Here is a 19,681-nt window from a genome sequence, read left to right as displayed (position 1 = left end):
CTTTTATAGGGGATATTACTTGACGCTAGCTGTCAGTTTGGTAATTTTACAACCAGAAAATAATTTTACAAATCACCAGAGGGATATCGAATGACTATCCGCGTAGCAATTAACGGTTATGGCCGTATCGGACGAAATATTTTACGTGCACTTTATGAAAGCGAAAAGGACTATCCAATCCAGATCGTTGCACTCAATGACCTTGGCGATTCATCTATCAACGCTCACCTGACCAAGTATGACTCTGTTCATGGTCGTTTCAACGCTAAAGTCGATCATGACGGTGAAGCCATCTATGTTAACCAAGACAAGATACTGACCTTTTCTGAGAGAGACCCGTCTAAACTGCCTTGGGCCGAATTAAACATAGATGTGGTATTTGAATGTACCGGTATCTTCACATCTAAAGCAGCCGTACAAGCGCATCTTGATGCGGGTGCTAAGAAAGTTCTTATCTCTGCACCGGGTAAAAACGTAGACGCCACCGTCGTATATGGTGTTAACAACAATGTCATCACCTCTGACATGACTGTGGTCTCGAACGCTTCTTGTACCACAAACTGTTTAGCACCTATGGTTAAGCCGTTAAACGATGAGATCGGTATCGAGTCAGGCCTGATGACAACGATTCACGCCTACACTAACGACCAACGTTTGTCAGATGTTTATCACACTGACCTACGTCGTGCTCGTGCAGCTGCAATGTCAATGATCCCGACTAAGACTGGTGCTGCTGCAGCCGTTGGACTCGTGCTTCCTGAGCTTGCCGGCAAGTTCGATGGATTAGCTGTACGTGTTCCGACTGTTAACGTGTCCTTGGTCGACTTAACATTCATCTCGACTCGTGATACTACGGTAGAAGAGATCAATGCCATTATCGACAGTGCAGCATCGCTATCTCCTATGAGTGAAGTGTTAGCCGTCAACAAGGAGCCTTTGGTTTCTATTGACTTCAACCACAACCCATTCTCCTGTAACTTCGATGCGACTCAAACTCGCGTCAACGGCCGTCTTGTGAAAGTCATGGCCTGGTATGACAACGAGTGGGGCTTCAGTAACCGTATGCTAGATAATGCCGTCGCCTTGATGACTGCCAAGTAATCTCAGCAGACTCTAGAAAAAGCCAACCTCTAAGGTTGGCTTTTTTATGCCCAGAAAACATGCCGGCGCGGTACGCTTTACTTGTCGATACCTGTGTTAGATATGCCAGAATTTTCATATACCAATACTGGCGATAGGGGTTGCAGGGATATCGGGTTTACCCATCAGGCATCACTCGAGCCTCCTAAGCTTTGAGGTCCAGAGCATATTGACTCCGGTCAGTAAAATAACCCGCAGAGCCATTTACTTTGATCTAAGTTCGGGTAAAAATATGTCACCGTTTACCCTCTTCAGTCTGCCATTATATGTCTCTTGTTTTCGTGCTCGTAGAACCTAGTCGTCCAGCCAATGTCGGCGCCGCCGCCAGGGCAATAAAAACCATGGGCTTTGAACAGCTTATTTTAGTCAATTCAAACCTACATCTGGATAAAGAAGCACATTGGCTCGCCCACGGTGCCACAGATATATTGGAACGTACCTTAGTCGTTGACTCAGTTGTAGACATTCGAGCGCAATATGATCACTTGATAGCAACCACTGCGAGAGAGAGGGGAACTCCCAGGCAGTACTTGACGCCTGACGAGCTTAAAGACACAGTATTACGGCAATCAGGATCGGTACAGAAGATTGCCTTGATCTTCGGCCGGGAGTCCAGTGGCTTGTCCAACAGTGAGCTGGAGTTATGTGATCTTTTTTCCTATGTGCCCCTGATAAACGACTACCCTTCCCTCAATCTGGCTCAAGCTGTCATGGTATACAGCTACGCCCTAAGTGAAGTCAATAATCGGCTCAAACATAAGCAAGTCGATGCACAAGAGGGTCAACTACAGGCCCTGAAAAACAGAACCAAGACCTTGTTACAGCAGCTGAACACTCAAGATGATGTAAAACTGTCCCGCTGGTTACTCGATGGCATGAGTTTACTCGGTGACAGGGACTGTAAGATGGCGCACCAATTACTCAATGATATTACCAGGCAGCTAAATGCTAACGAGAAACAAGGCTGACTAAACTCATACCAATCTATCTGTTTTTATAGGTGAAAAAAATAGTATTCAGTCCCTTGCTAGTCATCTATACCTCATTAATCAATGAGGTATTTTTTTGTCTTTTATACTGCATATGTTGAATGATAATCACTCTCCTTACTGTTACAAATTGCTTATCTTTCACCTACCTATAATATTTTCAAGCATAATAAATTGGTCTAGCGTATAAGGTGAAATTACCTATTATTAAAGTAGTAGGGACCAAGTTTCACTAGGGTGGTGGCAATTTGCTTAAATGATGTCAAGCCCCATAGCTAACCGTTGGTCGACAGGGCCAACAAGATTAACGAGCTTTTGGAGAGTACTGATGAAAGGTAAGAGTAAAGTCACCCAAGTACTGAATCAGATGTTGCTGTTAGAACTCACTTCAATCAACCAATATTTCTTACATGCCCGCATTTATAAAAATTGGGGATTAGCACAACTGAACGAGAAAGAATATAAAAAATCAATTCTAGACATGAAACAAGCCGATGATCTGATTGAACGGATTTTGTTTCTAGAGGCCCTGCCTAACCTGCAGCAACTGAATAGACTGCGGATAGGTGAGCATACAGAAGAGATGATTCAGTGCGATAAAGATCTGCAAGAAGAACAAATTGCAGCATTGCGTGCGGCTATCGCCTTGTGTGAAACCGAAGAAGATTACGTCAGTCGAGAGTTACTCGAAAAGATCTTAGAGGGTGAAGAAGACCAGCTGGATTGGATCGAGTCGCAACAGTTCCTCATCGTTGCCACAGGCATTGAAAATTACCAGCAAACCATGATGGAGGATTAACATGAAAGGTGTTCAGAGCGTCATCAACCACTTAAACAAACAACTCACCCTCGAGTTAACCTCAATGGATCAGTATCTGGCTCATTCTAAGATGTATGAAGATTGGGGGATCAACAAACTCCATGAGAAGTTGGCTCACGAATATGGAGAGGAATTGGAGCATGCAAAGCGCTTGACTCAACGCATATTGTTTCTGGAAGGCAAGCCTGATACTGCTTCGAGACAAGCGGTTAATATCGGCGATAACGTCAAACAGATGTTGGAAAACGATCTTGCCGCAGAAAGAACCGTGGCGGATAGCCTCAGAAAAATCATCGGGATCTGTGAAACAGAACAAGATTATATCAGCCGAGAAATACTCGAAGACTTACTCGATGATACCGAAATGGATCATATCTACTGGCTAGAACAACATCTTGGCCTGATAGATAAGATGGGGATCCACAACTATGTGCAATCCCAGATGGGCAACCAAGATAGCTAATCGGTTTTGAAGACAGCCTTGGTGGCTCTGGCCTGTGCATTAATAGCATCAAAATAGTTAAGGAATGTGCCCCATGATACCAAGCTCGAGGAATAGGATAACTCTGAATATCATGCAAAAAACTAGCTCAACCTTGGCTTAAGCGTACGCTGCATCCAACTTTTGCATCAGCACCTCACCTACTCGCTTAGCGCATAAGAAATTTATGCTATAAAAAAGCCCGCTTGCTCGCGGGCTTTTTTATAGCCATTGGAGTGTTTTTTGAATGAGTACCTTGAATGAGTACCTTGAATGAGTCCTAGTCAGAACTCATTGCTTGCCTGGATCAGTTGAGTACTATGTAGCCTCGATTAATCATGCAGTTTCTCACCACCATCTGTTTCTCTGCTTCATGGCTGGCTTCATTTTGTCTCTTAGAGCGATTTCTGCCCAGGCTGCCGCCTACTACACCCACGGCCGCCCCCGTCTTGGCCGCAGAACTCCCCGAGCCTCCGGAAATGGCTCCCGCGGCTGCACCTAGGGCAGCACCTTTAGCTGCACCCGATACCAAACCACCTTCTGTTTGTTTCATCTGGGCCTGCTGTGATAATTCAGTACACTGATGCATATCATAAATGTAATCTTTTTCATCGACACCGGATTTATCGATAATGATATTCGAAGCCGAGGCAGTTGTGTGGAACAGAAACAAACCCGCCATTAGTAGTACTTTATTCATCAGGACACCTTTTGTAATCACAATGCTAATAGACTACTACGTTGTGTATTAGCCGTAAACAGGAAGATAGTAACGTAAAGTTACTGAATGTAGACTTAATGAGGTATGAGTTTTTAAGTTACAGCACCTGAATTGTAGACACAGGGTCACTGAGTTTTTCAGAGGAATCGAGTCATATTGTTATCACAAGGTTGCAACTGAATTCAGTTTTTAGTTGACCAAAATGAGATGAAATCGTTAAAACCGTTTAATTCGGACTACCTTCATGACCTCTATTTCAAATCCCGCCACTTTTTCAGTTTCTGGATAATAGGTCATATTGACACGGTTTCCCTTAAGGCATTTGAACTTCTTAGGCCGTCTAAACTTAAATGGCGCATCACAGCCCTCTATCATCACAGTGTGTTGTACCCACTCTTCAACATCTCTTTGAGTATGAGAAATAATCTTCACCCCTTCAGAGTGGACTAGCTTGTCGTGTGTAGTGAGCATCTTATCTAATTGCGATTTCATTTTGTTCCCCTGTTGAGCAGTCATTAATAATAGCAAGTACGGCGCTAATTCGCACTAAAGAGATCCAATATCAAACAGATAAATGCTGAACTAGACTTAATTGTTAAAAGTAAAAAGTAAAAACGGCTAAATTAATTCGAGCCACAGATATCCACCCAGCGTTTAACCCCATTGCTTTAGTGACAAGGCTTAACCATATCTGTCTCTTAACCAAGCATAATTATAGTAGCCCCATTGACCTAATCGCCTCAGCCCCTGCATAGGAAAGGCGGGGAGTGCCTGCCTGTAGAGTGGCAAGTCGGGGGTTTTCTCACCTGCAATACTCTGGGCGAGACGAAAGGCGGCTTGGGCGCTGAAGGACACTCCTGAGCCACAATAGCCTAAGCTATAACCCACTCCATCCTCTTGATAAACATGGGGCATATCATCCATGGTGGCCGCAATCCACCCAGTCCAATTGTATGACACCCCGACTTTGGCTAAAGCGGGGAAACATTGATTGAGTGAATATTTAAGTCTTTGCGCATACACGGGATCCGCAGCATCTTTGCCAAATATGGCTCCACGGCCACCAAACAAGAGACGATTGTCGGGTAACAATCGATAGTAATACTTCAGAATACGGGTATCCATGGTCACCTGGTGGGTTTTGAGACCGGACTCAGTCAATTGCTCAGCCGTCAGGGGCTCGGTGACTATGATGTTACTCAATATGGGTAAGAACTTCCCATCGACTCGTGGACTAAACTGCTTAGGTGTATAGGCATTGCCCGCGGTCACGACACGCTTGGCCAGCAGCTCACCTTGCGCGGTGATCAATCTATGCTTACCCTGCTCCTCGATCCATTGCTCGACACAAGAGTTTTCATAGATCTTAATCCCTCGCGCTTCTACTAGCTGTTTATATCCCAATAGCAACTTCAGTGGGTTGAGCCCAAAACCATCTTCCAACCTAAGTGCCCCATAAGCTTGCTTATGGGCCATGTACTCATGGGTGAGTTGCTTTAAGGGGATCAACTCAGCCTGACCACCTAGCTCTCGGGTAATAAATCTAGCGGCTTGTTCGAGTTGCTTGAGGGCCTTGGCATTATGGGCGATTTTTAGATAGCCAGGCTGTTGGGGCTCACATAATATCTTATTATCCTTGATCAGATCACCGACGCGCTCGACGGCCTGACTAAATTCGCTATAAATGCCTTTCGCCGTATCCAGTCCCCAACGGTTGGCCATCTGCCCATAACCTAGTCGCCCAGAGCCCTTGAGCACGAATCCTGCATTACGGCCACTGGCACCGAATCCTATCTGATTCGCTTCTAATACAGTGGCATCAATATTAAATTCAGTAGCCAAATAATAGGCCGTCAGTAGTCCTGTGTAGCCTCCACCTATGATGGCGACATCGGTTTGACAGGTGCCTGTGAGTGCAGGATTTATTTGAGGCGGCGACGTTATGGTACTCGCCCAGTAGGAGTCCGGCCAGCTAAGGCCTCCTGGCCCCGAGGCTAGAAGTGGGTCGAAATGCTGAGAGTTAATTGGGTTCTGGGCCATAATGTTTACTTTAGATCAGTTATTGAGGGTTTATGAGGTGATACTGAGGCCGTTAATCTGAACCAAAACTGACTCAGGCCTGAAGTTGTTATTTGAAGTTGTTATTTGAAAATGAGCAACATTTCACAGGCAGTGCAGTGGCAATCGGCGCCACATATGACACAAATATAGTCCGGGTGTTCCTTGGGGTCATTCCATTTGTCTGGGTGTTCCTTTATCAGCACTGCGCCCGCCTTGGTAAAGTATTTCACCGCCGAGTTATTCGGGCTCTGCTTCCATAGATGGCTTACTCCAGCTATCGCACCTTGCCGTTTGGTTGCTGCGATGGAGGCGCTCAGCAGTTTCCCGCCTATACCCACGCCGCGATTTGGCTCGGCTACGGTATTACACTTGAAGTAACAGACTCTTCGGGGTTCGATTCCCCACGCATGGGGTGTACACCATTTATCGGTTTGCCAATTTCCCGGTGCGTAAGTGAGACGAAATCCAATCAGTTTTCCATCTTGATGGGCGACAAAATTGGCGTTTATCTCATCCTTGATCCCTTTTTGATATAGAGTGGCTAACGTTGCCTCATCTAGGTAGCCGTCACCATGAACCTGATTACCCAGTGAGATAACCGCTGTAAAATGTTCCGGGCTTAACGTTTGAATCATAGTGAACTCCTGCGAACCAGTTGGTTTCGGTGAATATTTGAGGATAAGCTAAACAAAAATACGTCATAAGTACATAGACAGCCTACTATCGAGTCTGATTTCCCTGTGTTTTTTGCTTCGATTATCGAATCCGCTAACACAAGATGCGTAAAAAATTAGTATGGCAATTGCTTATTCAGGGTTTATCAAACCTGGATTTACCTGTAACGTAAGCGCCAATAAAAACAAAAGATGGGGAAATCTTTAAATGAAAAAATCATTATTATCGTTAGCCTTGCTAACCGCGTTGTCGGCATGTTCGCCGGATGTCGAGATGAGCCACAACAAACCACAAGCCAGCCAAGATAGTCAGACACTCGAAGCCACTGAAGTTGTCGCGGCTACTGATAAATATCAAGCCATGCTCGATAAATTTCTTATTGTGGATATGCAAGCCGATCTGTCTAGCTTAAGTGATATCGATAAACAGGTGCTGCGAAAACTCATCTCAGTTGCCGATGTACTGGATAAGGTGTATCTGGAGCAGACCTATGAAAATAATGCCGAGATAAGAAAACAGATCCAAGACTCGAAATTGGCCAACACTGAACAACTACTCTCCCTCTATGATCTTCACTACGGTCCCTGGGATACATTAGAAGGTGATAAAACATTCTTCGGTGACATCACTCGCCCAGAAGGCGCTGGGGTATACCCCACCGACATGACTAAGGCTGAGTTTAATCAATGGATCCAAGACCATCCTCAAGATGAAGTCGCATTCAAGAGTGGTTATACCGTGATTAAGCGTCAGGGCGATAAACTGATCGCTATCCCCTACAGTCAGGCTTATGCAACACAGATGCAGCAGGCGGCTAAATTGATGCGCGAGGCCGCCGCCTTAACACAAGATGCTAGCCTAAAGACCTTCTTGTCTAAGCGAGCCGATGCCTTCCTCAATGATGAATACCGTGATTCTGAGATGGCCTGGATGGATCTCGATGGCACACTCGAAGTGGCCATTGGCCCCTATGAGACATATACCGACAAGCTGTTTGGCTACAAGACCTTTTTTGAAGCCTTTATTACCGTGCGTAATCCAGAAGACAGTGCCAAGCTCGACGTGTACAAGCAGTACCTTAAGGGGATGGAGCTAAACTTGCCGATCCCCGATGAACATAAGAATTTTCAGCGTGGTTCTGAGTCACCGATTTCTGTTGTGGATCAAGTCGCAGGCGGCGGTGATAACAAGCCTGCGGTGCAAACCACGGCCTTTAACTTACCCAACGATGAATATGTGCGTGAGGTGAAAGGCAGTAAAAAAGTCATGCTGAAAAACGTACTGAATGCTAAATACAAGGCGGTAATGCAGCCGATCTCAGCCTTGATCATCGCCAAGCCACAGCAGTCACTACTCATGGAGCAATACTTCTTCAACGAGACCCTTTTTCATGAATTATCCCATGGCTTAGGTCCGGGAACTATCATTAAGGATGGTAAAACCACCACAGTTTCCGAGCAGCTACAGGAGACTTACTCTAAGATTGAAGAGGGCAAAGCCGATGTGATGGGCGCATACAACATGTTGTTCTTGATGGATAAAGGTGTATTGCCTAAAGCTGAGAAAAACAATATGTTAGTCACCTATTTCGCCGGTTTGTTCCGTTCCATGCGTTTTGGTGTGCATGAAGCCCATGGCGCCGGCGCCGCGTTTCAATACAACTACTTCAAAGAGAAGCAGGCATTCAGTTTCGATTCCAGTACACAAAGATATAGCGTTAATTTCGATAAGATGACCCAGGCAATCACAGATCTTGTCCGTGATGTGTGTATGATCCAAGCCTTAGGTGATTATCAACAATCTAAGGACTTCTTAGCTAAATATGCCGTCATGGCCGACGAAGTCGCCGCTTTGAACGAAAAAATGGCACAGATCCCGACCGATATCAGGCCTAACTACCCTAAGATCTAATTTGTAAGCTTGGTGCTAAGCAGTATTCACGCCCCATGGTTTCTGATAGCCATGGGGCGTTTTATTTAGTAATACTTGTGGATGACTTGTTAATCAAGGGTTATCATCTGATCCATATGGAATAGTTTAGGATCAGAAATTAATGGAAAAGTTACCCCAAGAAGAGGCGGGTGTACGCTTTAAGCGGGGCATCGATAAGCCCAAGAAAATCATCATTATCATCTATCAATTTATTGCTCAAATATTAGCGACAATGAGTGGCCTGCTTGGCAGGCTAACGTTAGCCCAAAAATTATATCTGCTAGCCCTCTGCTTACTCACTTTTTCTGATAACTTGGGCATGGTCGCCATAGTGACAGTGGTTGCCCTGACTCTGGAGTTTTGGCCCCTGTTTGAACGAGTCTGGCACAGTTTATCGGGTAAGGCGGCGTTGCTGCTCTTTTATGCCGTGATCGCCAATTTCGCCATCGCCGGGGCGGCTTCTGTGGTCAATGAAGTCGTCGGCGTATCCACCGAGCATTTCTCATACACACATAACTTTGCCATCTTGCTGTATCTACCCGCTTGGATAATCGTCATGACAGCATTGGCAATATTGATGTTACAAGTGGCTGTCCCCTTCTACCTGTTCTGTCTCTTGTTGCTAAAACCTTTCGGTGTAATTGGCTTTAAACTCATCAATCACAATCATTTCAGACTCACCACCATGTTCATCCGCCTGATATTATCCACGGTGGTACTTTATCACCTGGTGTTGATCACGAGTCTGGACAATGAGTTAAGCCTAGACCTTAACGATCCGGATGGTCTGCTGATGAATGAACTGTCCTCTAAAGATAAAGAAGAGCTATCTAATGAGCTAGCCAACATGCGAAAAAATGATCCAAGCGACGCTGGATCAACCACCTTAGGCATATCTTTCAATGATGATACGGCTCAAAAAGATAAGTATGAACATGTCCGTAAGGATTATGAGAACATGGTCAGAAGCATGATAGCCACATTCGCTTATCGACTCGAGTCCGACAGTCGTTCACGTTGTGCTATCGCGCCTGGTAGTAATATAGTAGAGCTCAACGATTATGAAATTGTAGAAATACGCCCTGATAAATCTGCCGATTATGGCTATAGCTTCGAAGTGAAGATGTGCATTTCACCCGCATTTGGAGTCGATAAATCGATGCCAAGAGCAAGCTAGGTCATCTAAAAACCAGTAAACTGCGACTTGGACGTAAAATCAGGTACTCATGTGGCGTGAATACCTGATGTTTTTGTTATTTACCTATGATCCTGCACCCAGACATCAGGTTAAACCTGGTATTACCAAGGGATTTCTTGTCCACGAAAGTCTAAAAACGCGCCTGTTTGACTCATGTCTACCTCATCTAATACCCGCTTTAACCCAGTCACGGACTCTTGAGTATCGATAAGACCATTGGGGCCGCCCATATCGGTTCTCACCCAGCCAGGATGCAAGGCAAAGACTGCTATGTGATCGTCTCTTAAGTCAACCGATAGACTCTTAACCACCGAGTTAATCGCGGCTTTCGATGAGCGATATAGGTAGGCTCCGCCGCTGGTATTATCAGCCATGCTGCCCATTTTAGATGACAAGATCGCAAAGATACTCGAAGATGCCAGTTTGAGGTTGGCTCGGAAGGCTTCTAAAACTTTTAAAGGGGCGATTGTATTTATCTCAAAAACCTTGCGCCATTCTTCCGCGTCGATATCTCCAAGAGTGCTGCCCTTAGGACCATAATAGCCTGCATTATTGATCAATAGATCTATGGGCTCACCCTGCAAATTATTCGCAAGCTGGCGTAACGCCTGATAATCGGTGACATCCAGCTGAAAAACAGACAGAGATTCATGGGCTTCGAGCAGTGATTTTAACTCGCCAGCTTGTTCAGGCTCGCGGCAACATGCAGTCACGTTCCAGCCTGCTTGCAGATACTGTTTGACCATAGTCAGGCCCAGGCCTCGATTGGCACCTGTGATGAAGAGATGTTTAGCCATTAAGTATTCCTTGGATTGGAGTAATGAGGGGATCAGACGTAATTTTAGTTATAACGAAACTAATGTACACACAAATCGTAAAATACCAATTAACTCATAGCGCTGGCTCGATAATTAGACCTTAATCTTTGCCAGAAACTCGTCTATGAGTACCGATAATTTATCATGCAAATATTCTTCAAAATCATCTAAATCACTTTTGAAATGCTCCAGATATTGACCGACCTTATCATGACTCAATTGTTTCTGATTAACAGAATACTGCATCTCGGGCAAGGATTTATCATAGCGTGGCAGTGGCTGCCAGATAACGAAATTGGCATCAAGCCGTTTCAGTTCCTGATTAGCGAAGCGACAGAAATCGGCAATATGATCTAAGCCATCCGGGCCCAAGCAGCCAGGTTCAATTCTGCATATTACCGTGAGTTTCTTGTCTTTAGGCAAGGGGAGTGTTTTAGGCATCGATGTAAACCAAATGGATCTGTCGGATTATTATAACGCTAATCCACTTAAGTGTAATTCAAATCCCCATAGTTATTTATCTCTAGTCTGGCCTCAATCCTTTGGCTAAAAATAAGGTGGGTTTATGCTCTCGAAATTATGCATACAATTTGCCGTAGTCGCCGATCAAGGCTATAAAACCCTGGGATAGCTAGCTTGATATAGGCTCTCTGCCTATCTGTACCCAAGTTCAAAGATATAAGTTATCATCGGCGTTAAATCTAACTTAAGTGATTAGCCTTGGACATTGAAAATTTTATATCACAAACTATCAGTTGTGATTCTATTATTGCTGTTGAAACCATTCAAACACTCTGGAGTGGTTATGGTGCCATAGTCCGTTATCGACTCGAAGGCCAAACCTGTCCTGCCAGTATTGTCGTCAAATCTATTCGTCCTCCCAAGCAGACTCAGCACCCTAGAGGTTGGAACACCTCGGCTTCTCATCAAAGAAAATTACTCTCATACCGCGTGGAAGCAAATTGGTATCATATCTGGTCCAAGATGTGTGCTGAAGACTTCCGAGTTCCCATCTGCTATGGCTTAACATCCCATGACCGAGTCTATGCAGCAGTTGGTGCCTATGATGTTCACTCTCCACGCATCGACAGTGATAGTGCGGCGATCATCTTGCTTAGCGATCTCGATGCGGAAGGTTTTCCCATGCGGCATCAAAGGTTAACACTAGAGCAAACTAAGGTGTGCATAGAATGGCTTGCGAATTTTCATGGGCATTTTATGCAGGATTCGCCGCAAGAAAATTGGCCTCAAGGGCTATGGAAACAAGGTTGTTACTGGCACCTAGATACCCGAGAAGATGAGTATCTAGCCATGCCAGATTCTAGCCTTAAGCAGTCGGCTCACCGGCTCGATGCATTATTAAGCCAAACACGCTTCAAAACACTGATCCATGGTGATGCCAAGGTGGCTAATTTTTGCTTCAGCGAAGACAGTTCACGGGTCGCCGCGGTCGATTTTCAATACGTTGGCGGAGGTTGTGGCATAAGAGATCTAGTATATTTCATCGGCAGTTGCTTATCTGAACAGGAATGTAGGCAACACCATGCTCCCCTCACCAGCTTCTACTTCACGAAACTTAAGCAGGCCATGATTAACAATAATGTCTCAATATCTGCCGCGGCTGTTGAGCAAGAATGGCGGCCACTTTTTGGTGTTGCCTGGGCCGATTTTCAACGATTCTTGTTAGGCTGGGCGCCCGATCACCACAAGAATAATGATTTTAGCCGCCATATGACCAATCAGGCATTAAACCGTTTACCTCAGGATACGGCTTAGCTCTTTAGTCAAAAATCATGATGTATAAAGGGGTCTAGCCAAGTTCCGTCTCAATTTATTAGCAGCTTAAATTACCTATTCTCGCCAAATTCGACTAAACTTTGATACAAGAGAGCTATCGGATGAACGTGAACAGGCATAGCGCCAATCGTGTCAAAGGACACCTAGCTTACGATATCAGGGCTCTCTGCTTTAAGGATAAACTCGTCCTATAAACATCACACTTTTTACTCTGTCATGATTTTATCGATAGCTTCAATCCTAAGGTTTGTCGACAAGCACAAACCTTAGCTGCTTGTCCTTGCCGAAGATACAGCATTGAATTAATCGGACCTGCATTTTTCAGCGGAGGTGCCAGTGTGGGCAAGCTTGATATTCAATTCAAATGATTAAAGCACTGTTGGAGATCACTCGCTTTAAAGGATTCGACTTCGGTCAGCAAATTATCTATGGCTTGATCCAAGCTGTCTAAACGTTCTTGCTCCATATAAGCTTTCAGTTTTACGATCAGATCTTTACTGAGTTCAATATGAGATTTTTTCTGTCGCTTCTTAATCTGAGACAATTCTTTGCGTACCATTCGCCAACCGTAATCACTAAAATATTGATTCATGCTGTGGTTCAATCGAGTTAAGGGATCGATTAAATTTTGCAGATTTTTTCGCTCTCGTGTGACTCCTTGTAATAATTCCACCAGCGAAATATATTCTCTGTTTTGTTTTTCATCTGCAGTCACAACCTGGGAACTAAACCAATCTGACTTCTGAGCTATCTTTGCCGGGTGAATAAGACGATAGATCAGGGGTAAGGCGAGTGTGAGTTCATCGACTCCAAGTAACAATAATTTCCTTCCCGCTTTAGGCGACTCACCGTGATAAACCCATGGATGTTTGTAGCTCATCTTATTCCCTTTTCGTCTTTTCTTTTTTTAGTCTTGTTATCGATTACTCTTTTAAAAGAGGTTATATCTAGTTCACTGCTCAGCACACATTGACTTGGTAAGTATACCAAACAATAGTATGGTGCAACCATTATTATGCCACTGGAGTCAGATAATTGCCGTGTTTATTAGTTTGATTAATACTCTCCACAGCCAATAAAATGGTTGCACCACGATTTAGATTTACTATTTATTGCCTGTACTGCACCTCATCTATCGAGATAGAGCCGCTCGTTTTTACGGCTGATTTCGCTGTTTAAGTCTTCATTAGCCGGTATGTCATTAAGAAAGTGTCTATATTGGCCAGCTGAATATGTATATATAGGGTTTATCGAATGGCTTAAAAATATGTATTAGCTTATAACAGACATTTTCAGTATCAAGTCCTGTTATAACCCCTCGCCACTTGCTCACCCCAATGCAGGCCAGAGCAGCTTGCATTAATAATATTTACGATGACCGGTCTCATGTTGTATCTCACTTAGTTAATAACCAAGCACAGTTAAATAACGCGTCACTCATTGTGGCTAATCGTGACAATAACCATCACATAACCAGTACGTTTTTGATACTTTTTAACTATTCGCTGGCGTATTTGTTCAAATTTATACTAATACCGCCCCTACCAGTGATAATGACGATTATCACTGGTAGAGTTGGACAGCAAAAGCTATAATTTTGGCTCTGCTTCCAGGGATAACATGCGTTTTTATCATGAATAAGCTCAGCATCAATCAGCATCAACAACGCCAAGTCACTAGCGATAAGAGTTTCTTCGAGGAGACGGAACTGCCGATCTCAATCTTGGATGATTTCAAGAGTGCAGCCAGTGAGACTGAATATGAAGTTGCGCCCAACACTCGCCGTGTCTATCGTTCTAGCTTTAACATTTTTACTCAATATTGCCAGCATCATGGTTTGAGTCATCTGCCTGCGGACCCACGATCGGTGATCTCATTTATTGGTCATCAGAAAGAACAAGTGCAGCCAAAGACAGGCACACAATTTTCTAAGCAGACCATCACCACCCGGCTAGCGGCGATCCGTTTTTATCATATACAGGCCGGATTTCATTCACCAACCGAGCACCCACTGGTGATCCGGGTCATGCGAGGTTTAAGTCGAAATAAACATAGGCTGACTTCGGATTATGATCAGCAGCCCATCATGTATGATGAACTCGAGTTACTGTTACAGACCATAGATAAGCAGGGGCAAGAATTAACCCGGGCTCGAGATAAGGCCATTATTCAATTGGGTTTTCAAGGCGGTTTTCGTCGCTCGGAACTCGCGGATATCCAGGTGAACCATGTCAATTTTATGCGCAACAAATTGAAAGTGAGACTGGCCTACTCTAAGAGTAATCAGCAGGGACACAAGGAGTGGAAAGACTTGCCCGAGTCGGAATTATTCTCGGCGTTCGCAGCCGTTAAACATTGGCTGCAAGTTTCACAATTAACTCAAGGTCATCTGTTTCGTTCCCTGTCTCGAGATGGTCAACGGCTCAGGCCTTACTCGGTGGCCAATCGTAACCATTTAGACAAGAATGATAATCCCCCTTCCGTCAATCGTGGTTTTTTGCGTGGCGATGATATCTATCAGATGATAAAGAAGTATTGTGCTAAATCTGGATTAAGCCCGGAATTTTATGGAGCCCACAGTTTACGCAGTGGCTGCGTGACTCAGCTGCATGAAAACGACAAAGACCATCTGTATATTATGGCGCGTACTGGGCATACGGATCCTCGTTCCCTGAGACATTATCTTAAACCTAAAGATTAGCCGTACTCGTACAACATATTGCATGCTGACTAGAATCGGTAAAAAATGGTTACACCATTAAATACTTCTATGGCTGACATAAAAAAGCGGAACCCTGGGCTCCGCTTTTTATGCGCTGTTTTTTACTTAGCACTTAAGATTTAGTACTAGAAAAATCTAGCTGTCATTAAAACGTAGCAGATAACTGTCTACGCTAGCCTGCTCGCGAGTCTTAAGCTTGACACAGTTTTTCACTTTCTCGTTAAGCTTAGCCAGAGTACGCTTAAATTCAGGTGACGCTTCAAGCTTAGGCTCGAAGAAACTATTGGTCTGCTGCAGTGCTTTGAGATCGCAACCCATACCAGTGTAGTTAGGCAGATTGGCCACAGAAAATGGTGGCAATTTTTCCTTAACGACCTCGTAATTATTGTATACCCAGTCTCTAAATAGGGCTTCTCGAACCTGAGTATAACTCTGTCCAGCCATGATATATTTAAGATCTGGAGCGTTTAGCTTGTCGGTTAAGCTATAATCTAATATGGCTTTTTGCTGTTTTGGCTCGGCAACATAGCCTAAGGCATACATGAGTTTAGTGCGTTTTTGTGGGTTCTTAGTTGTCTCAAATTCATTCTTAACTCTTTGAATTAATGCGTCATTACCAAAGTATGTTGCAATTTGAAGTTGAGTGCCTATCAGGTAAGCATCGACAGATTCATCACCTGTTATGTAGGCCTGACTCGCCAATTTAGCATCGCGAATAACCGCTTTATCTTTTCCTTCAAATGCCAGAATAGCGATAAGGCTAGGACGCAGTTTACTTATCTCTATGCTCTCACCCGGCGTCGCCACCAGGCCATATTTGTCGATAGCGATTTTCGCCTTGGCACTGATAAATTTAGCCCACTCGACCTCATTACTTGCGTCGATAAAGGTCCTCTTCTGGATCTGCAGATAACTCAGCGCCGAAGAGACGATTTGAGGATGATCATCATCGATAAACTCTGCCAATATTGCCAATAGATCACCGGCCGAGATAAAGCCGCCGTCGAGCAGCGCATCGGCAGATGAAATAAGCGCCTTACGTTCTCTCGCCGTCAGCTTAGTTTTCGCATTGGCGAGTAAATTAGCCAACTGCTTATCATCTAATAACCAACGGTAATAACCCATGGCATCGGCATCTGGATAGATCCAATCCGGGGTAAATTCTAGATCTAAGGTTTTGGTATCACTGTCGAGCAATATGCTGGTCGATATTATTTTATCGCCCTTGCCATACTTGATAGACACAGGCACCACCCAAGATTGAGCCGGCGCCTTACTGCCAGCAAATACAAACCTTTGCTGAGAAAGCGTCAAGGTTTGACCCTTTACATCCACAGTGATCAAGGGGTATGAGGATTGCTCGATAAACGTACTCAATACTTTGCCCACATCTTTACCCGACGCCTTAGATAAGGCATTCCAAAGGTCATCGGCCTGAGTATTCTTAAAGGCATGATCCTTGATGTATTGGCGAATGCCTTGTTTAAAGCTCTCTTCACCAATCCAGTTTTCTACCATGGACAAGACGGCAGACCCCTTACTATAAGCCAGTCCTAAGCCATCCATGATATCGGCTTCTGTCTTAATTGGCTTACGAATAGGCTTAGTCGACAGACGTGCATCCATGCTCATGACACGGTTCTTCGATAAACGCAGATCCGATTCAAATTCAGGATGTAGCTGATGAGTCACCTTAGCGGCCATCCAGCTAGCAAATGCTTCGTTGAGCCATAAATCGTTCCACCACTCCATGGTCACTAGGTTACCGTACCACTGATGAGCGAGTTCATGGGCGACGACAGAAACAGATGATTGTTTAGTATTTTGATTGGCGCTCTGTTCATCCAGAAGTAAGATATCTTCTCTATAAGTCACCAGGCCGGCATTCTCCATGGCGCCGAAGGGAAACTCGGGCACGGCAATCGAGTCGAGTTTTTTATAGGGATAATCGACACCAAAATACGCTTCTAACGCTGCGAGAATCGCCGGCATCTCTTTAACGGCATATTCTGCCAGTGCTATTTTTCCCTTGGTGGTGATCACTCGAGCCGGGATCTTCATCCCTTCTATGGTCACTTCTTCAAATTGACCCACAGCGTAAGCCACCAAATAGGAAGGTAATGGCTTGGTCTGAGCAAACACGTGCGTGGTCAACTCGCCTTCCACCTTAGTGCTTTGAACTGGTGTATTACTGTAGACCTTCTCATTAGACGGCGCGGTAATGGTGATTTGGAATGGGATCTTATATTCAGGCTCATCGAATACCGGGAAGCTGCGACGTGCATCACTCATCTCAAATTGAGTGAATAGATAAGGCACGCCGGCATCGACCGTCTTATATAAGCCCACTGATTGACGATTAAAAGGCGCGCTAAAATCCAGGTGCAAGTTATAACTGCCTGGCTTAATCTCTTGTTCACAAACAAGGTTTACGATACCCGTATCGAGTATCTTGGCGGTCATGTCACAGGCTTGGTTGCCTGTGAGTTGAATGTTGCTTGCGGTATAATCGACGCCGTTAAGCTGAATGACCTTTGTTTTTTCAAGTACTTGTATCTTGATGTCGGTACTACCGGAAAACTCATCTTTAGTAGGGTCTAAAGCCAAGCTCACAGCTTGGGAGACTGGCTTAGTCTGTTTACTCAAGACAAATTCATCCGCCTGAATGACTCCACTGCCAAATAGAGACACTGTCACCAATCCGGTGGCCATAACTCGGTACATATCCATTCCCTTTTATCATTTTACTGTGCTGAAATCGTCGAGTGGTTAAATACCATGGTGACAAATAAACTAGCAAGATGTGGGACTGATCCCCACACAAACGTCACACCACTTAACATAAGTGGCGTGATTTTAACAAAATACACGCAGAAAAAGCTATAGCTGAAACTTAGACTTACATAATGGTATAACAACTTGGTGAGATTAGAATGGACTCTTAGATTCCATTATCATTGGCACACCCGTAACTGGGTGTTCAAAACACAAGCGAGAAGCATGTAACATCAAACGGCTAGACATAAAGTACGCTTCATCCGTCGCATACAGATCGCAGCCCAGTATTGGATGGCCCAGATGTTGACTGTGTAATCTCAGTTGATGAGTGCGGCCCGTTACCGGTTCAAATTCAACCCGGGTCACGTGTCTTTGCCCTGCCCTGGGATCATCGAGAAAAAAGTTATCGTTATCAGTCTGAATAAAACGTGATATCACCCGAAATTGTGATTGCGCCGGCTTACCCGTATCTTGGCATAGCTTCATCAGGGGAAAATTATCAACATCCTTGGCGATGCCACAATCTACCAAGCCTGAGTCTGGTCTAAGATCACCATGCAGTAAGGCTGTATAACGTTTACTGACTCGTCTCTCACTGAACTGCTTGCATAACAATGCATTAATCTGTTTGTTCATGGCCAGTAGCATGATACCGGAAGTGCCAAAGTCGAGGCGATGGATCAAGGTACACCTTGGGTAGTCCTCAACTAACCGGTAATGAACCGAGTCAATATTCAGTGGGTGCTTACCCGACAGGCTCAGTAAGCCGCTAGGTTTATCGATCACTAAGATATGTTCATCCCGGAAGAGGACATTAATGTCATCGAGACATTTGGGCACGATAAAAGGGTCTGCTTGTGGCTGCATAATGGCTATTGGTTACTGCTGTAAGTAAAGAGTATATTAACAGGGTGCGAATATTACCTAATATCGTCCCAAGACTAAAGCTTACAACTAACAGACATTGTCTAATTCCAGCGAATGCCTGTTTAATGTCCTCCTTTAACTTAAACCATAGAAATCGCTCAGCACTAAGCTGTATATAAGCTGAATAAATTATGCAAACTCGTTCTTTAGATGAAAATCTGGCTTGGCCGAGCTCATAAAGATGTTAATATCGTTATCAAATGCCAAGCTCTATGGATTCTGTATGTTAAAACCTGCACTCATCATATTAAGTTTATTATCACTATTATTCATCTTCATGTTGACAGGCTTCACATCCAAAGGTTACATACTGAAAACACAGTTAACCTTAAATGACGTGAGCGCGGGACCCAGTGAAATTTTCCTCGGTAACGGTGAGACTAGCGAGTTTCCAGTAACATCTCAGGAATTCAATTATATACGTTATACCTTATCGGAGAATCAACAACAGGTCGATGTTACCGCTCAGCTTATTTTTCGCCAAGGTGACTTTCGCAATACCAGCACCTTACCCAGTTTCTCTGTGCTCCCCGATGGACAAGAGGCTTCCATGGAATATAGGGCCGAAGAAAATGGGCCAAACATACACTGGACAGTCTCTGTCGCGCCCTCTGAGTAATAC

Annotated in this window: 18 protein-coding genes; 9 read left to right on the top strand and 9 right to left on the bottom strand. The window is 44.4% G+C overall.

The features are described from left to right. Positions 1–90: 90 nt before the first annotated feature. The 4 genes from gap (at position 91) to bfr (HRU42_RS04195) (ending at position 3,412) form a co-directional block, all read left to right on the top strand. Positions 91–1,101 (top strand): type I glyceraldehyde-3-phosphate dehydrogenase, encoded by a 1,011-nt coding sequence (gene gap / locus HRU42_RS04210; RefSeq protein ID WP_295029095.1) that lies wholly within the window; start codon positions 91–93, stop codon positions 1,099–1,101. 305 nt (positions 1,102–1,406) lie between these two features. After that, a complete protein-coding gene (locus tag HRU42_RS04205; RefSeq protein WP_295029094.1) occupies positions 1,407–2,108 on the top strand; it encodes a tRNA/rRNA methyltransferase in 702 nt (233 codons plus the stop codon). A 349-nt stretch (positions 2,109–2,457) separates the two neighbouring features. After that, a complete protein-coding gene (gene bfr, locus HRU42_RS04200) occupies positions 2,458–2,928 on the top strand; it encodes a bacterioferritin (protein WP_295029093.1) in 471 nt (156 codons plus the stop codon). Between the two features lies 1 nt (position 2,929). Further along, positions 2,930–3,412, top strand: coding sequence for a bacterioferritin (gene bfr, locus HRU42_RS04195; protein ID WP_295029092.1), 483 nt, complete (start codon positions 2,930–2,932; stop codon positions 3,410–3,412). 325 nt (positions 3,413–3,737) lie between these two features. On the opposite strand, the gene HRU42_RS04190 is transcribed toward bfr (HRU42_RS04195), so the two are convergent. The 4 genes from HRU42_RS04190 to HRU42_RS04175 all read right to left on the bottom strand — a co-directional run bounded on the left by HRU42_RS04190 (position 3,738) and on the right by HRU42_RS04175 (position 6,847). Then, positions 3,738–4,130, bottom strand: coding sequence for a glycine zipper family protein (locus HRU42_RS04190; protein ID WP_295029091.1), 393 nt, complete (start codon positions 4,128–4,130; stop codon positions 3,738–3,740). A 237-nt stretch (positions 4,131–4,367) separates the two neighbouring features. After that, positions 4,368–4,643: a hypothetical protein gene (locus HRU42_RS04185; protein WP_040571520.1), complete on the bottom strand. Its 276-nt coding sequence runs from the start codon at positions 4,641–4,643 to the stop codon at positions 4,368–4,370. A 189-nt stretch (positions 4,644–4,832) separates the two neighbouring features. After that, positions 4,833–6,191 carry an FAD-binding oxidoreductase gene (locus HRU42_RS04180; protein ID WP_295029090.1) on the bottom strand — a complete coding sequence of 453 codons (1,359 nt, stop codon included), beginning with the start codon at positions 6,189–6,191 and terminating at the stop codon, positions 4,833–4,835. Positions 6,192–6,292: 101 nt separating this feature from the next. Next, complete coding sequence (locus HRU42_RS04175) at positions 6,293–6,847, bottom strand: GNAT family N-acetyltransferase (RefSeq protein ID WP_295029089.1); 555 nt, start codon at positions 6,845–6,847, stop codon at positions 6,293–6,295. A 247-nt stretch (positions 6,848–7,094) separates the two neighbouring features. Here HRU42_RS04175 and HRU42_RS04170 point away from each other — a divergent pair, with 247 nt between their 5' ends. Then, positions 7,095–8,798 carry a hypothetical protein gene (locus HRU42_RS04170; RefSeq protein WP_295029088.1) on the top strand — a complete coding sequence of 568 codons (1,704 nt, stop codon included), beginning with the start codon at positions 7,095–7,097 and terminating at the stop codon, positions 8,796–8,798. 142 nt (positions 8,799–8,940) lie between these two features. After that, a complete protein-coding gene (locus HRU42_RS04165; RefSeq protein ID WP_295029087.1) occupies positions 8,941–9,996 on the top strand; it encodes a hypothetical protein in 1,056 nt (351 codons plus the stop codon). A 122-nt stretch (positions 9,997–10,118) separates the two neighbouring features. On the opposite strand, the gene HRU42_RS04160 is transcribed toward HRU42_RS04165, so the two are convergent. Both HRU42_RS04160 and HRU42_RS04155 read right to left on the bottom strand, forming a co-directional pair. After that, a complete protein-coding gene (locus HRU42_RS04160; RefSeq protein ID WP_295029086.1) occupies positions 10,119–10,814 on the bottom strand; it encodes an SDR family oxidoreductase in 696 nt (231 codons plus the stop codon). A 114-nt stretch (positions 10,815–10,928) separates the two neighbouring features. Further along, the gene (locus HRU42_RS04155; RefSeq protein WP_295029085.1) at positions 10,929–11,276 is read right to left on the bottom strand and encodes a hypothetical protein; all 348 of its coding nucleotides are present in this window, start codon (positions 11,274–11,276) and stop codon (positions 10,929–10,931) included. A gap of 279 nt (positions 11,277–11,555) precedes the next feature. On the opposite strand from HRU42_RS04155, the gene HRU42_RS04150 reads away from it, so the two are divergent. Then, on the top strand, positions 11,556–12,611 hold the full coding sequence (locus HRU42_RS04150) for an oxidoreductase family protein (RefSeq protein WP_295029084.1): 1,056 nt from the start codon (positions 11,556–11,558) through the stop codon (positions 12,609–12,611). Between the two features lie 376 nt (positions 12,612–12,987). Here HRU42_RS04150 and HRU42_RS04145 read toward each other — a convergent pair whose 3' ends face one another. Next, entirely contained in the window at positions 12,988–13,512 is a 525-nt protein-coding gene (locus HRU42_RS04145; protein ID WP_295029083.1) for a hypothetical protein, read from the bottom strand. A gap of 753 nt (positions 13,513–14,265) precedes the next feature. Here HRU42_RS04145 and HRU42_RS04140 point away from each other — a divergent pair. Next, positions 14,266–15,333, top strand: a complete 1,068-nt coding sequence (locus HRU42_RS04140; RefSeq protein WP_295029082.1) for a tyrosine-type recombinase/integrase — start codon at positions 14,266–14,268, stop codon at positions 15,331–15,333. 156 nt (positions 15,334–15,489) lie between these two features. Here HRU42_RS04140 and HRU42_RS04135 read toward each other — a convergent pair whose 3' ends face one another. Then, positions 15,490–18,066, bottom strand: coding sequence for a M1 family metallopeptidase (locus tag HRU42_RS04135; protein ID WP_295029117.1), 2,577 nt, complete (start codon positions 18,064–18,066; stop codon positions 15,490–15,492). A gap of 216 nt (positions 18,067–18,282) precedes the next feature. Beyond that, a complete protein-coding gene (locus HRU42_RS04130; RefSeq protein ID WP_295029081.1) occupies positions 18,283–18,999 on the bottom strand; it encodes an RluA family pseudouridine synthase in 717 nt (238 codons plus the stop codon). 283 nt (positions 19,000–19,282) lie between these two features. Here HRU42_RS04130 and HRU42_RS04125 point away from each other — a divergent pair, with 283 nt between their 5' ends. After that, positions 19,283–19,678 (top strand): hypothetical protein, encoded by a 396-nt coding sequence (locus HRU42_RS04125; protein ID WP_295029080.1) that lies wholly within the window; start codon positions 19,283–19,285, stop codon positions 19,676–19,678. Positions 19,679–19,681 lie beyond the last annotated feature (3 nt).

It is taken from the genome of Shewanella sp., from assembly GCF_013214165.1.
In the GTDB taxonomy this organism is placed as follows: Bacteria; Pseudomonadota; Gammaproteobacteria; order Enterobacterales; family Shewanellaceae; genus Shewanella.
This window is presented reverse-complemented; position numbering and strand designations above follow the sequence as displayed.